Here is a 14,215-nt window from a genome sequence, read left to right on the forward strand (position 1 = left end):
GATGATGAACGCGCCTTGGTTGGGGTTTTCGTTTTTGGCCAAGCCCCACTCGCGGTTGATGATGAGCTGAATCGCCATGGCGCGACGCACCGAGTCTTCGGTGGGCGTGGTGATGGCTTCGTCAAACGCGTTGGTGTGCAAGCTGTTGCAGTTGTCGTAAATCGCAATCAAGGCTTGCAGCGTGGTGCGGATGTCGTTGAACTGAATCTCTTGCGCGTGCAGCGAACGGCCAGAAGTTTGGATGTGGTACTTGAGTTTTTGACTGCGCTCGTTCGCACCGTATTTCTCTTTCATGGCCACTGCCCAAATACGGCGCGCCACGCGGCCCATCACGGTGTACTCGGGGTCCATGCCGTTGCTGAAGAAGAAGCTCAGGTTAGGCGCGAAGTCGTCAATGTGCATGCCACGCGCCAAGTAGGCTTCCACAAACGTGAAGCCGTTGGACAAGGTGAACGCCAATTGCGAAATGGGGTTGGCCCCTGCTTCGGCAATGTGATACCCGCTGATCGACACGCTGTAGAAGTTGCGCACTTGGTTGCGCACAAAGTACTGCGCGATATCGCCCATCACTTTCAATGAAAACTCGGTGCTGAACAAACACGTGTTCTGCCCTTGGTCTTCTTTCAAAATATCGGCTTGCACCGTGCCGCGCACGTTTTGCATGACCCACTCTTTGATCTTGGCCGTTTCGGTTTCAGTCGGGTCGCGGCTGTTGTCCTTTTTGAACTTCTCAATGTTCTGGTCAATGGCCGTGTTCATGAACATGGCCAAGATGGACGGTGCAGGGCCGTTGATGGTCATGGACACGCTGGTGGTCGGGTTGCACAAGTCAAACCCGTCGTACAACACCTTCATGTCGTCCAGCGTGGCCACGTTGACGCCCGAGTTGCCCACCTTGCCGTAAATGTCTGGACGTGGGTCTGGGTCGTTGCCGTACAGCGTGACCGAATCAAACGCGGTGGACAAGCGCTTGGCATCCATGCCTTCGCTCACCAGTTTGAAGCGGCGGTTGGTGCGGAAAGGGTCGCCCTCACCGGCAAACATGCGCGTGGGGTCTTCGCCCTCGCGCTTGAACGCAAAGGTGCCCGCGGTGTAGGGGTAGCTGCCGGGCACGTTGTCGAGCATGAGCCACTTTAAAATTTCGCCGTGGTCTTCGTAAGTGGGTAAAGCCACTTTACGGATAGTCGTGCCGCTGAGGGACTTGGTGGTGAGTGCAGTGCGAATTTCTTTGTCGCGAATCTTCACCACGTACTCGTCGCCTGCATAGGCGGCTTGCATGTCGGGCCATTGGGTCAGCAGTTTGCGCTCCGCGCTGCCTAAGTGTTCTTCGCGCCTGATGGCCAAGTCGATGGCGGCTTCAGAGGCTTTGGCGCGGCCGGGCTTGTCTTCGGACAGCATGCGTGCCGCTTCGCGCAGTTGTTGAATTTCGCGGGCCAGTTTGGCTTGGGTGCGTGCACGTTTTTTGTAGCCACGCACGGTGTCGGTGATTTCGGCCAAGTAGCGTACGCGGGCTCCAGGCACCACGGGGGTTTGGTTGCTGCTGTGGCGCACGTTCACACGTGGCAAAAAGCCACCTTCGGTGCCAGGCAAGCGGCCTTCCTTGAAGGTGAGGCCCAATTCGGTCAAGCGGCCTTTGAGGGCTTGGTACAGCGCCGTCACGCCATCGTCGTTGAAGCGCGCGGCCATGGTGCCAAACACCGGCATTTGTTCGATCGGTGTGTGCCACGCTTCTTTGTCGCGCTGCACTTGTTTGGCCACATCGCGCAGCGCATCGCTGGCGCCTTTGCGGTCGAACTTGTTGATGGCTACAAACTCGGCAAAGTCGAGCATGTCGATTTTTTCAAGCTGGCTGGCCGCGCCAAACTCGGGCGTCATCACATACATGGGCACATCCACGTGCGGCACGATGGCGGCGTCGCCTTGGCCAATGCCTGAGGTTTCCACAATGATGAGGTCAAAGCCGGCGCACTTGGTGGCGGCCAACACATCGGGCAAGGCAGCACTGATTTCGCTGCCAAAGTCGCGTGTGGCGAGGGAGCGCATGAACACGCGCTGGCCGCTGCTCCATGGGCCAATGGCGTTCATGCGAATGCGGTCGCCCAGCAACGCGCCGCCGCTCTTGCGGCGTGAAGGATCAATCGAAATCACAGCAATGCGTAGCGCATCCCCTTGGTCCAAGCGGATGCGACGCACCAACTCGTCGGTGAGTGACGACTTCCCCGCACCGCCCGTGCCCGTGATGCCGAGCACGGGTACTTTGTGTTTCAAAGATTCCTTGCGCACAGCTTCGACCACTTTGGGGTCTACACCCGCTGCGCTGGTGGGGCTGTCGCCCGTCTTTTCGTTTTTGCCTTCGGCAGAAACCTCACGGTTTTCTAGTGCGGTGATGAGCTGCGCCAATTTGCGCCACGCCATCTCGTCGTGGCCTTGAATCTCTTTCACTGCCTTGGGGGCGTAGCCCGATAAGTCTTTGTCGCAGCGCATGATCATCTCGCCGATCATGCCTTGCAAGCCCATTTTTTGGCCGTCTTCTGGGCTGTAAATGCGGGTCACGCCGTAGGCTTGCAGCTCGCGAATTTCTGGGGGCACGATCACGCCGCCGCCGCCGCCAAAGACTTGGATGTGTTCGCCGCCGCGTGCGCGCAACAAATCGACCATGTATTTGAAGTACTCCACGTGGCCGCCTTGGTACGAGCTGATGGCAATGCCTTGCACGTCTTCTTGCAGCGCGGCGGTCACCACTTCGTCCACCGAGCGGTTGTGGCCGAGGTGGATCACCTCAGCGCCCATGCCTTGCAAGATCCGGCGCATGATGTTGATGGCAGCATCGTGCCCATCAAACAAAGAAGCAGCGGTGACGAAGCGCACTTTTTGCGTGGGCTTGTAGTTGGCAAGGGCTTGGAATTCGGCGGACAAGTCAGACATGCGGTGCTCCGGAAAACGGAAGGTTGGTGAGTTTACGTTTACGTAAACGTAAACGTAAACGTAAATCATAACGACGCTTCATAAATTTTGGGCAGAAAGCCTTGCGAACCGCATCAATCCTAGGGTTTACGTTAGCTAACACTGAAAAATTTAGAGCAATGTTGAAATTTATTCTTTTATAGTAAATGCGTGATTTCGTGCTGCATAGTCAGCCAAAATAACACCGTATCTTTATATTTTTCTGGAGACACCATGATTCGTACCTTGAAATTAACCGCGATTGCATCGCTGATGTTTGCCGCTGGTTTGGCCACTGCGGCAGACGCCATCAAAGTGGGCGTGACGGGCCCGTACACAGGCGGCTCATCCTCCATGGGTGTGAGCATGCGCGATGGCGTGCGCTTGGCAACGGCTGAGATCAACAAAGCCGGCGGCGTGTTGGGTAAGCAGTTGCAACTCGTGGAGCGTGATGACGAAGCGAAGAACGAACGTGGCGTGCAAATTGCCCAAGAGTTGATCAACAAAGAGCAAGTGGTCGCGACCATGGGCTTCATCAACACTGGCGTGGCTTTGGCTTCGCAGCGCTTCTACCAAGAAGCCAAAATCCCTGTGTTCAACAACGTGGCCACTGGCTCTATCGTCACGCAGCAGTTCAAGGCACCTGAGTTCCCTGACAACTACATCTTCCGCAATGCCGCGCATGACAGCATTCAAGCACCGATGATTGTGGAAGAAGCCATCGCACGTCGTGGCTTTAAGAAGGTCGCGATTTTGGCGGACTCCACCAACTACGGCCAACTTGGCCGTGATGACTTGGAAAAAGCCTTGGCAGCCAAAGGCGTGAAAGCCGTGGCGGTTGAAAAGTTCAACGTGAAAGACGTGGATATGACGGCTCAGTTGCTCAAAGCCAAAGAGGCCGGTGCTGAAGCGATCTTGACTTACGCGATTGGCCCAGAGTTGGCGCAAATCGCCAACGGCATGACCAAGCTGGGCTGGAAAGTCCCGATGATTGGTAGCTGGACTTTGTCAATGGCCAACTTCATCGACAACGCAGGCCCTGGTGGTGAGGGCGCGCGCATGCCGCAAACCTTCATCCAAGAGCCCAACACCATGAAGCGCAAAGCCTTCATCGAAAGCTACTTGAAGACCTTCAAGCCTAAGAACAACCGCATCGACTCACCTGTGTCGGCGGCTCAAGGTTACGACTCGGTCTACTTGTTGGCCGCGGCTATCAAGCAAGCCGGTACCACCGAAGGTTCTAAGGTGCGCGAAGCCTTGGAGAACTTACAAGCCAAGGTGGAAGGCGTCGTGACCACGTATGACAAGCCATTCACACATGACGACCACGAAGCCATCACCGCCAACATTCCCGTGTTCGGTGAAGTCAAAGGTAGCAAAGTGGTGTACGCCTACGAAGAGGATCGTAAGAAAGGTTCGGACATCCGTACCAAGGTTGCCAAGCAACCCGCCAAAAAGTAATTTTTAGGCTCACGAGCACCGTATCAACCGCACAAGCTGCTGGTACGGTGCTTTTTTCTGTCTTCGAGTTTCCTCACTAACACCAGAGCGCAATTATGGAAATCCTGCTGCAACTTATCTACAGTGGCGTAGCGCTGGGAATGATTTACGCGGTCATCGCGTTTGGCTACCAGTTAACGTTTGCTACCTCTGACACACTGAACTTCGGTCAAGGCGAAGCCCTGATGTTGGGCGCCTTGGTGGGCCTGACCTTGGTTGATTCCTTGGGCGTCAATTATTGGTTGGCGTTGCCTGTGGTCGGTGCCTTTGGCCTGCTGCAAGGCGCCCTGGTGGAGCGCGTTGGCGTTCGCCCCGCCATCAAAATCAAGAGCGAGTTTGGTTGGATCATGTCCACCATCGCCTTGGGCATTATTTTTAAAAACGTGGCCGAAAACATTTGGGGTCGCGACGATTTGAAGTTTCCTTCACCCTTGCCAGAAGCTCCCATAAAGGTGCTAGGTGCCAATGTGTTGCCGATGGAATTGTTGGTGATTGGTGGCGCTTTGGTGATGATGTTGGCGGTGGAGTTTTTCAACCGCAAAACCATTTACGGCAAAGCTGTCGTGGCGACCTTCAACGACCGTGATGCCGCTAAGTTGATGGGCATCAATACGGGCTTGGTGATCACGTTCTCATATGCCTTGTCTTCACTTACGGCTTCGTTTGCCGGTGTGTTGATTGCGCCACTCACCCTGACTGGCGCGACCATGGGTGCTGTGTTGGGCCTCAAGGCGTTTGCGGTGGCCATCATTGGTGGTTTGACCAGTGGCATGGGGATCATCGTGGGCGGCATCATTTTGGGTGTGGCCGAAACCACCACAGGTTTTTACATTTCCACTGGTTACAAAGATGTACCCGGCTTGGTCTTGTTGCTCTTGGTCTTGGCGGTCAAGCCTGCCGGACTGTTTGGTAAATCTGCGATCAAGAAGGTCTAAACATGCATCGCAAATATTTAATCGCATCTGTGTTGGGCTTTGCGCTGTTGGCACTGGTGCCCATCTTCACGCACAACCCGTATTACATCCACTTGGTCGAAACCATCATGATCTACGCGATCTTGTTGTTTGGTTTGGACATCGTGGTGGGTTACACCGGTCAAGTGTCTTTGGGCCATGCGGGTTTGTTTGGCATTGGCGCCTACACCGCGGGCGTGCTGTTCATGAAACTCGGTGCCCCGTTCTGGGTCATCGTGCCCGCGAGCATTGCTGTCACGGCGGTCTTTGGCGCGTTGCTGGCCTTGCCGGCTCTGCGTGTGTCTGGCCCGTACTTGGCTATGGTCACCTTGGCGTTTGGCACCATCATCCAAATTTTGATCAATGAGATGACCTTCCTTACCGAAGGCCCCATGGGTTTGAAAATTCCCAAGCCCACTGTGGCGGGCTACAAGTTTGACGAGCAATCGTTTTACTGGGTGGTGACAGCGTTGTTGGCCTTGTCTTTGTTGGTGGTGCACCGTGTGTTGCGCTCACAGCTGGGTCGTGCGTTTGAGGCCTTGCGTGGCAGCCCTGTGGCGTCTGACTGTATGGGCGTTTCGGTGTATCGCTACAAGGTGTACGCCTTCGTCATCAGTGCGGGTTTTGCTGGCTTGGCGGGTTGTTTGTATGCCTATTCTGAACAATACATTTCCCCCAACACGTACAACAACGAGCTCACCGTGATGTTCTTGTTGGCCGTCATCATGGGCGGACGCAAAACGCGTATCGGCTCGATGCTGGGCGCGACCATCATCGTGTTGTTGCCCAAGCTGTTGGACGACTTGGAAATGTTCCGCATGGTCGCCAGCGTATTGGCCTTGTGTATGTTGGTAGGTGCCGTGATCGGTGTGGCGCGCAAGATCACCACCTTCCAAACCATGGCGGTGCCTGTGGTGGGCACGGCTGCCTTGGCGGTTTTTGCTTTCTGGCTCGACAACATCACCGATTGGCGCTTGTCGATTTTTGGTTTGATGATTTTGTTCGTCGTCTACTACTTGCAAGACGGCATCGTCGGCTTTGTGCGTAGCTTGTGGGCCCACCGCAAACAGGGCAGTGGCACACACCATGTGGAACATATGACCAGCAGTGGTGATCCCATCATCCGCGCCGCCAAGAGCGGTGGTGAAGACCTGTTGGTGGCCAGCCAAGTGTTGATGCAGTTTGGTGGCTTGAAAGCGATCAATCAAGTGGATCTGCGCATCAAGCGCGGTACCATCCACGGCTTGATTGGCCCCAACGGCTCTGGCAAGAGCACCATGATGAACGTGCTCACCGGGATCTATGTGCCCACCGCGGGCAGCATTGAGTTTGAAGGCACCTCCGTGGTGGGACGGACATCGTCAGACATCGCCTTGTCTGGCATTGCTCGGACCTTCCAAAACGTGCAGTTGTTTGGTGAGATGACGGCACTGCAAAACGTGTTGGTCGGTTTGCATCACACCTTCCACAGTAATTTCGTGGACGTGGCGTTCAACTCCTCACGCTATGTCAGTGAAGACACAGCCGCAAACGAACGCGCCATGGGCCTGCTGAGTTTTGTGGGTTTGGCCGAGTTGGCGGATGAGCAGGCGCGTAACTTGCCCTATGGCAAACAACGCTTGCTCGAAATCGCGCGTGCCTTGGCGCTGGACCCGCAACTGTTGTTGCTCGACGAGCCTGCCGCTGGCCTGACCGCGCCCGACATCAAAGAGTTGATTCAAATCATCCGCAAGATTCGCGACCACGGCATCACCGTGATCTTGATCGAGCACCACATGGATGTGGTGATGGGGGTTTGCGACACGGTCTCGGTCCTCGACTTCGGTCAAAAAATTGCCGAAGGTTTGCCCGCACAAGTGCAGGCTGATGAGAAGGTGATTGAAGCCTATCTCGGCGGTACAGCAGCCTAAGCGCACACGGAGAACAAGAGATGTTGACGATTAAAAACCTCGAAGCCGGTTACGGCAAAGTCCACGTGCTGCATGGCATTTCTTTGGAAGTGCCCAAAGGCAAAGTGGTGACCTTGATCGGTTCTAACGGTGCTGGCAAAACCACCACCATGCGCGCTATCAGCGGCATGATTGCACCCACTGCGGGCGAGATCACGCTCAATGGTGAGCGCATCGATGGCATGGAGTCTTTCTCGATTGCCAAGCGTGGCTTGGCCCACTCGCCTGAAGGCCGTCGCGTGTTTGCCACCATGACGGTGACGGACAACCTGACCTTGGGTGCTTTTCCTCGCTTGACCGGCAGCCGTCCTAAGGGCGATGTGGCGGGCGACTTGGACCGCGCGATGGACTTGTTCCCTCGCCTCAAAGAGCGCCGCAACCAACTGGCGGGCACCTTGTCGGGTGGCGAGCAGCAAATGCTGGCCATGGCCCGCGCGGTGATGCTCAACCCTGAAGTGGTGTTGCTTGACGAGCCCTCCATGGGCTTGGCGCCTATTCTTGTGGAAGAGGTTTTCAAAATCATTGAAAACCTCAAGAGCCAAGGCGTGACCATGCTGTTGGTGGAGCAGTTCGCTGCTGCGGCCTTGAACGTGGCCGACTACGGCTATGTGATGGAAAACGGCCGCATCTCGGTACACGGTGAAGCCAGCAAGTTGAAGAACGACCCCGCTGTCAAAGCCGCTTATCTCGGCGGTAGCCACTGAGGTCTTTACCAAAAACCTCCTAGGGTTTCCTCCGCAAGGGGCGTTAAACGTAGGTTCAGTCTCTATACTGCCTACGGTTTTACGCCCCTTCTTTCATTTCATGTCTGCCCATCCCCCCTCTTCACAAGCACGCCCTGCCGATGGTTATGCTGGGGATGTGACGCCTAAAATGGCCCATGACTGGGTGCAGTCTGGCATAGCGGTGCTGGTGGATGTGCGCACAGATGCCGAACGCGAATGGGTAGGCTTTGTCCCGGGTGCCATGGCTGTGGCATGGAAGCAATGGCCGGGCATGGCGATGAACCCCTCCTTTGATGAAGCCATAGCCACTGCTGCCAATGGCAAAAAGCTGGTACTGCTGTGCCGCAGTGGAGTGCGCTCTGTGGCCGCTGCCAAGCGTGCCACTGAGTTGGGCTTAGAGGCCTACAACATCCTTGAAGGTTTCGAGGGCGATACCAACGATCTTGGCCATCGCGGCGCAACCGGAGGCTGGCGCATGCGCGGCCTGCCTTGGCGTCAAAACTGAACCATCTATGACATTTCTTGCACTCGATGTGGGCAACACACGCCTCAAGTGGGGCGTGTACGAAAGTCCTGCACCCCGCGCCAAGCTGCTGGGCCATGGTGCCGTGTTTTTAGAAAACATCGACCGTTTGGCCGATGAAGACTGGCGCGATCTGCCCGAGCCTACCCACATGCTGGGCTGCATCGTGGCAGGCGAGGCGATTCGCCGACGCGTGGAAGCACAAATGGAGCTGTGGGACATCACGCCACATTGGGCCGTGTCCTCCGCCGCCGAGGCTGGCATGACCAACGGCTATGACCACCCCACACGTTTAGGGGCCGACCGTTGGGTGGCCATGATTGGCGCCCATGCGCGCATGTTGCAACAAACCCAAGGTCAAGCTCCGCGCCCGATGGTGGTGGTGATGGTGGGCACAGCGGTGACGGTGGAGGCGATTGATGCGACTGGCAAGTTCTTGGGCGGACTGATCTTGCCCGGCCACGGCATCATGCTGCGTGCCTTGGAGTCGGGCACGGCTGGTTTGCGCGTGCCCACAGGCGAAGTGTGTGAGTTCCCAGCCAACACCAGCGACGCCCTCACCAGCGGCGGCACCTACGCCATTGCGGGTGCGGTCGAGCGCATGGTGCAACACGTGCGTCAACACTGTGGTGCCGAGCCCGCTTGCTACATGACCGGTGGCGCAGGTTGGAAAATGGCTCCCAGCATGTCGGTGCAGTTTGAGTTGGTGGACTCGCTCATCTTTGACGGCTTGCTAGAGATTGCCAAGCAGCGGTTGGACCACCCCACGCCTGTGTGGCCATCCCGCGCTTTGTACTGAGTTTGTAGGCGTATGTGGGATGCCCTGCGTGACAAAGGGGTGGGCCAGCGGCTAGACTCAGAGCCATGAAAGTCATTGATTCCATCGTCACACAAGCCCCTGGCATAGCGGCCGTTCGCCGCGACATTCATGCCCACCCTGAGTTGTGCTTTGAAGAAATTCGCACGGCCGATTTGGTGCTGCAAAAGCTCACCGAATGGGGCATCCCCGTTCACCGTGGCATGGGCATGACAGGTGTTGTGGGCATTCTGAAAAACGGCAGCAGCGACCGCGCCATCGGCCTACGTGCCGACATGGACGCCCTGCCCATGCAAGAGTTCAACCAATTTGCACACGCCAGCCAGCACAAGGGCAAGATGCACGCTTGCGGCCACGACGGCCATGTGGCCATGCTCTTGGCCGCAGCGCAGCACTTGTCAACGCACAAAGACTTCGATGGCACGGTGTACTTCATCTTCCAGCCCGCCGAAGAAGGCGGGGGCGGCGCTCGCGAAATGATGCGCGATGGTTTGTTTGACAAGTTCCCCATGCAAGCGGTGTATGGCATGCACAACTGGCCGGGCCTGCAAGAAGGTCAATTCGCGTTGAGTGCGGGTCCTGTCATGGCGTCGAGCAATGAATTCAAAATCACCATCCACGGCAAAGGCTGCCACGCGGCACTGCCGCACAACGGCATCGACCCTGTGACCATTGCGTGTCAAATGGTGCAAGCCTTTCAGACCATCATCAGTCGCAACAAAAAACCTGTCGATGCGGGTGTGATCTCCGTCACCATGATTCACACCGGCGAAGCCACCAACGTGGTGCCAGACCACTGCGAATTGCAAGGCACGGTGCGCACATTTAGCCTTGACGTGCTCGACATGATTGAGCAACGCATGCGCGACATTGCCACCCACACCTGCGCGGCCTTTGGTGCCACATGCACCTTTGAGTTTGAGCGCAACTACCCCCCCACCATCAACCACGCTGCGGAAACCGCGTTCGCTCGGGAGGTGATGGCGCAGATTGTTGGGTCAGCCAATGTGGTGGCGCAAGAGCCCACCATGGGGGCCGAAGACTTCTCTTACATGCTGCAAGCCAAACCCGGTGCGTATTGCTTTATCGGTAACGGCGACGGCGTACACCGTGAGATGGGGCATGGCGAAGGCCCCTGCACCCTGCACAACCCCAATTACGACTTCAACGATGCGCTCATCCCACTGGGCGCCACCTATTGGGTCAGGCTTGTTGAAACCTACTTAAAGTAATTGGGGTCAGAACCCAATTCTTTTGCGCGTTCAGTAGGCCGAGAGCAGTGCCGTCAAATGTGCTTTGTGTTCAGGCGTTGCATAGGGCAGCAACAAACTCAGCACATGTTTGGCACCGCGCAGCAGTGAGGCTTGCGCACTCTCTGGCTCTAGCGCATGGCGTGGGTCGCGCACATATTCGTAGCTCAACCACCACGTCAGCATCACCACCATGTGTGTGGCCGTGGCTTCACGCTCAGAGACGGTCATGGCCAGTGCGCCATCGTGTTCTAGGCTATCCAGCAAGGTGCGAAATGCAGTGGTCTTGTGCAGCAGCGCATCTTTGATGTGTGTTTCTAAACGACGGTTTTTGCTGAGAAGGTCGTTCAAGTCCCGATACAGAAAACGGTATTGCCACACCAGCTCAAACAGCGTGTGCATGAAGAACCAAGCACCCTCCACATCATGCACACCAGGGGCGGCATCTAGCAGGGCGTCCAGTGCGGTTTCGTAGCGGTTGTACAGCGCCGTCACCAGCTCTTCCTTGGCTGGGTAGTGGTAGTACAAGTTGCCCGGGCTGATGTTGAGCTCGGACGAGATCAGTGTGGTTGACACATTGGGCTCACCAAAGCGGTTGAAGAGGTCAAGCGTGACCTCTAAAATTCGCTCTGCTGTTCTGCGTGGCGCTTTTTTTGCCATACCGTTGTTTGAGCGTCGCGCTGAATTATTTTTTGGCTGCTTTTTTAGCTGGCGCTTTTTTGACGGCAGGCTTTGCTGCGGTTTTGGTGCTTGGCTTGGCCGCGCGCGCGGCCGTTGTTTTGGTTTTGCCTTGACCCAGTTGCGCTTCTAGTGTGGCCACGCGTGCGTGCAACGCCTCCATCTGCGCTGCGGAAGGCAGACCCAGGCTGTGCAGTGCCTTGGCCACGCGGTCTTCAAAAATGCCTTCTAGCTTGCCCCATTGGCCTGTGGCGCGTTCGCTCAAGGTGTGTGCGGCTTGCGTGGCTTTTTTCGTGGCCTCCGCCAGTTTCTCTTCGGCTGTGGTGTGTACTTTGCGCTGCATGCTGATGCCATCACTAACCAGCTTTTCAAAAGCCTTGGTGCCATCCTCTTGCGCCTTGGCGAATGCACCCAAGCCTGCGAGCCAAATTTGTTGGGCTTGCGCCTTCACGTTGTCAGACATGGCGGCGGGGTCAAACGGGTTTTTGGTAGACATGTGTGCAAGCTTTCAAACAAAACATAAAACTACACTTTAACGCCGTGCGCAACGAAACACCATAGAAAGTTTAGTTAGACTTGTTTGGCAATGAGTAGCGAAATGACAGAGACAAACACCACCGCTTGGTACGTGGTCCACACCAAACCCCGCCAAGAAGTGCGTGCCTTAGAAAACTTGCAAGACCAAGGCTTCACCTGCTTCTTGCCCACCATGCAAGTGCAAAAACTGCGGAGCCAGCGTGTGCAAGCGGTGACCGAGCCTATGTTCAGCCGCTACCTGTTTATCCAGTTGGATGACCAAACGCAAAACTGGGGGCCTATTCGATCGACTTTGGGTGTAAGCAAGCTCGTCAGCTTTGGTTCCCAACCCGCCAAGGTGCCTTCTGAGTTCATTGCATTTTTAAAAGAAGCCCCGCCAGAAACCCTAGCGCGTATGTTCGCTCCTGGTGACAGCGTGCAAGTAGCCAGCGGGCCGCTGCAAGGCCTAGAAGGCAAGTACATCGCCCATGATGGTGAGACCCGCTCCTTTGTGTTGGTGGAGTTGTTGGGGCAGCCGCAAAAGCTACGCATAGCCCTAGATAGCTTACGCATTACTGAGCGACCCAGCTAAAAGAGTTGTTTTAGATGTGGCCGTCAGCTGAATACAAACGTATATCCCTGATAATTGCAGAGTTTGCTTGTGAGCGAAAGGGCGGTAGCGTGCCTGCCCTGGTGCAAGCCTCAATAAAGTGACTACACATACACCGCCAACAAGTCCTCGGCATATTGCCATCATCATGGACGGCAATGGTCGTTGGGCGCAAAAGCAGCACATGCCGCGCACCGTGGGGCATGCCAAAGGGGCCGCAGGTGTGAAAGCCTTGGTTCAGCACTGCACCAAGCTTGGCATCCAATGCCTCACGCTTTTTGCCTTTAGCACAGAGAACTGGAGCCGCCCTGCTGATGAGGTGTCCATCCTCATGAACCTGTTTGTGCAATACCTAGAAAAAGAAATGGGCGCGTTAGCCGCGACTGGTGTACGCCTGAAAGTCATCGGCGATGTAGCAGGCTTTGCACCAGCGCTACAAAGCCGCATTCGTGCAGCAGAGCTTGCCACACAAAACAATCAAACCATCATCCTCGCGGTGGCCGCCAACTACGGGGGGCAATGGGATGTCGTGCAGGCAGTTAAAAACTGGCAAACCGCGAACCCTGGTGCTGATCTGCACAGTCTCACACAAGCGCATTTAGCCCAACACCTCAGTACGGCTGACATGCCTGACCTTGATTTGCTGATTCGCACAGGTGGCGAGCAGCGCATCAGCAACTTCTTGCTGTGGCAAGCCGCTTATGCCGAGCTGTATTTCACAGATGTGCTTTGGCCTGAGTTTGGTGAGTCGGAGCTCAACAAAGCCTTGCATTGGTATGCCACCCGTGAGCGCCGTTTTGGCAAAGTCCCCCAACAACGCAAAGAGATCGCATGACAGAACAGATGATTCACAACGGCCAAGAAGATGAAATTAGCTTCTTAGACATCTTGGTTACTTTGGCCGAGTCTTGGAAGCTTTTGGTGTTTGGTCCTTTAGTGGCTGGAGTTATTGCTGGCGGGGTGAGCTTTTTGTGGCCCCCAACGTTCGAGTCGGTGGCTATTGTGCGATTGACGGAAGAAGAGGTTGCCTTGCTGCATGCGGCGCCTCTGCTAGACCCGTTGATTGAGAGGTTTGGCTTTTTGCAAAAAGCGGACGGCATTAAAGACGATGCGCGTTCTGAATTAAAAAAGCACCTTAGCTACGCCATCGATAAAAAAACCAAGCTAGCTACGGTAGTGTCCAAAGGGGCTACGCCAGAAGCGGCCCAAGCTCTTGGGCAAGCAGCCATGGATGCTTTGTTCATTGAGTTGCAACCCAAAGGCAAAGAAAAAGAAGCCATTCTCCAAGAGATAAACATCAATAACCAATCTATTGCAGATGGTGTGTATCTGATTGAGCGTCATCGGGCTAAAGAAAACTCACTTTATTCAGCCAAAGCACAGACAGTAAATTTAAAACTTAACAACTTGGAGCTTGGTCTCAGGCTGCAAGCCAAAGGCAAGGAGGTGTTTGCTCAGGAGCCCAGCTTTCCACAGCGTAAAACGTCACCCAAACTTGGCTTGGTTGTTTTGCTAGCCATGCTAATGGCATGTTTTGCGTTGCTTATGTTTGTATTTATTCGCAAAGCATGGGTCGCGGCCGCTCAAAACGAAGATACCGCAGACAGGTTTAAAGGCGGATTCAAGGACGAAGTGCAACAAAGATGAACTGGTTATAGGTGGCTGAGGATGCGAGAGCATCATGGCCGCTTTAACCGCCAAGTCGAAGTTGCCCAATGTACAAGCACCTCAGCCGAGAAGAACGATACCAA

13 protein-coding genes are annotated in these 14,215 nt (G+C 55.5%); 10 read left to right on the top strand and 3 right to left on the bottom strand.

What is annotated here, in order from left to right:
- On the bottom strand, positions 1–2,925 hold a 2,925-nt coding region (icmF, locus tag RMS03_RS05940; protein WP_310626175.1), incomplete at its 3' end, for a fused isobutyryl-CoA mutase/GTPase IcmF.
- 252 nt (positions 2,926–3,177) lie between these two features.
- Here icmF and RMS03_RS05945 point away from each other — a divergent pair.
- From RMS03_RS05945 to RMS03_RS05975, 7 genes are all read left to right on the top strand, one after another.
- Entirely contained in the window at positions 3,178–4,404 is a 1,227-nt protein-coding gene (locus RMS03_RS05945) for an ABC transporter substrate-binding protein (protein ID WP_310626176.1), read from the top strand.
- A 95-nt stretch (positions 4,405–4,499) separates the two neighbouring features.
- A complete protein-coding gene (locus tag RMS03_RS05950; protein WP_310626177.1) occupies positions 4,500–5,378 on the top strand; it encodes a branched-chain amino acid ABC transporter permease in 879 nt (292 codons plus the stop codon).
- A 2-nt stretch (positions 5,379–5,380) separates the two neighbouring features.
- On the top strand, positions 5,381–7,306 hold the full coding sequence (locus tag RMS03_RS05955) for a branched-chain amino acid ABC transporter ATP-binding protein/permease (protein WP_310626178.1): 1,926 nt from the start codon (positions 5,381–5,383) through the stop codon (positions 7,304–7,306).
- Between the two features lie 20 nt (positions 7,307–7,326).
- A complete protein-coding gene (locus RMS03_RS05960; RefSeq protein WP_310626179.1) occupies positions 7,327–8,049 on the top strand; it encodes an ABC transporter ATP-binding protein in 723 nt (240 codons plus the stop codon).
- A gap of 100 nt (positions 8,050–8,149) precedes the next feature.
- The gene (locus RMS03_RS05965; RefSeq protein WP_310626180.1) at positions 8,150–8,575 is read left to right on the top strand and encodes a rhodanese-like domain-containing protein; all 426 of its coding nucleotides are present in this window, start codon (positions 8,150–8,152) and stop codon (positions 8,573–8,575) included.
- A gap of 7 nt (positions 8,576–8,582) precedes the next feature.
- Positions 8,583–9,392 carry a type III pantothenate kinase gene (locus tag RMS03_RS05970; protein ID WP_310626181.1) on the top strand — a complete coding sequence of 270 codons (810 nt, stop codon included), beginning with the start codon at positions 8,583–8,585 and terminating at the stop codon, positions 9,390–9,392.
- Between the two features lie 65 nt (positions 9,393–9,457).
- Positions 9,458–10,642 carry a M20 aminoacylase family protein gene (locus RMS03_RS05975; protein WP_310626182.1) on the top strand — a complete coding sequence of 395 codons (1,185 nt, stop codon included), beginning with the start codon at positions 9,458–9,460 and terminating at the stop codon, positions 10,640–10,642.
- Between the two features lie 30 nt (positions 10,643–10,672).
- On the opposite strand, the gene RMS03_RS05980 is transcribed toward RMS03_RS05975, so the two are convergent.
- A complete protein-coding gene (locus tag RMS03_RS05980; protein ID WP_310626183.1) occupies positions 10,673–11,320 on the bottom strand; it encodes a TetR/AcrR family transcriptional regulator in 648 nt (215 codons plus the stop codon).
- A 25-nt stretch (positions 11,321–11,345) separates the two neighbouring features.
- Complete coding sequence (locus RMS03_RS05985) at positions 11,346–11,834, bottom strand: phasin family protein (RefSeq protein ID WP_310626184.1); 489 nt, start codon at positions 11,832–11,834, stop codon at positions 11,346–11,348.
- 102 nt (positions 11,835–11,936) lie between these two features.
- On the opposite strand from RMS03_RS05985, the gene rfaH reads away from it, so the two are divergent.
- The 3 genes from rfaH (at position 11,937) to RMS03_RS06000 (ending at position 14,111) form a co-directional block, all read left to right on the top strand.
- On the top strand, positions 11,937–12,446 hold the full coding sequence (gene rfaH, locus RMS03_RS05990; RefSeq protein ID WP_310626185.1) for a transcription/translation regulatory transformer protein RfaH: 510 nt from the start codon (positions 11,937–11,939) through the stop codon (positions 12,444–12,446).
- Positions 12,447–12,564: 118 nt separating this feature from the next.
- A complete protein-coding gene (gene uppS / locus RMS03_RS05995) occupies positions 12,565–13,299 on the top strand; it encodes a polyprenyl diphosphate synthase (RefSeq protein WP_310626186.1) in 735 nt (244 codons plus the stop codon).
- Positions 13,296–14,111: a Wzz/FepE/Etk N-terminal domain-containing protein gene (locus tag RMS03_RS06000; protein WP_310626187.1), complete on the top strand. Its 816-nt coding sequence runs from the start codon at positions 13,296–13,298 to the stop codon at positions 14,109–14,111. Before uppS ends, RMS03_RS06000 begins: the two co-directional genes overlap by 4 nt.
- The last annotated feature ends 104 nt before the right edge of the window (positions 14,112–14,215 follow it).

The sequence above is a fragment of the Limnohabitans sp. genome (assembly GCF_031538885.1).
Lineage (GTDB): Bacteria > Pseudomonadota > Gammaproteobacteria > Burkholderiales > Burkholderiaceae_C > Limnohabitans.

Excerpts from the sequence above, each read along its gene's own strand:
- RMS03_RS05960 (WP_310626179.1), top strand. The coding sequence starts at position 7,327 with ATGTTGACGATTAAAAACCTCGAAGCCGGTTACGGCAAAGTCCACGTG.
- RMS03_RS06000 (WP_310626187.1), top strand. The coding sequence starts at position 13,296 with ATGACAGAACAGATGATTCACAACGGCCAAGAAGATGAAATTAGCTTC.
- RMS03_RS05945 (WP_310626176.1), top strand. The coding sequence starts at position 3,178 with ATGATTCGTACCTTGAAATTAACCGCGATTGCATCGCTGATGTTTGCC.
- rfaH (WP_310626185.1), top strand. The coding sequence starts at position 11,937 with ATGACAGAGACAAACACCACCGCTTGGTACGTGGTCCACACCAAACCC.
- RMS03_RS05965 (WP_310626180.1), top strand. The coding sequence starts at position 8,150 with ATGTCTGCCCATCCCCCCTCTTCACAAGCACGCCCTGCCGATGGTTAT.
- RMS03_RS05950 (WP_310626177.1), top strand. The coding sequence starts at position 4,500 with ATGGAAATCCTGCTGCAACTTATCTACAGTGGCGTAGCGCTGGGAATG.
- RMS03_RS05980 (WP_310626183.1), bottom strand. The coding sequence starts at position 11,320 with ATGGCAAAAAAAGCGCCACGCAGAACAGCAGAGCGAATTTTAGAGGTC.
- RMS03_RS05975 (WP_310626182.1), top strand. The coding sequence starts at position 9,458 with ATGAAAGTCATTGATTCCATCGTCACACAAGCCCCTGGCATAGCGGCC.
- RMS03_RS05955 (WP_310626178.1), top strand. The coding sequence starts at position 5,381 with ATGCATCGCAAATATTTAATCGCATCTGTGTTGGGCTTTGCGCTGTTG.
- RMS03_RS05985 (WP_310626184.1), bottom strand. The coding sequence starts at position 11,834 with ATGTCTACCAAAAACCCGTTTGACCCCGCCGCCATGTCTGACAACGTG.
- RMS03_RS05970 (WP_310626181.1), top strand. The coding sequence starts at position 8,583 with ATGACATTTCTTGCACTCGATGTGGGCAACACACGCCTCAAGTGGGGC.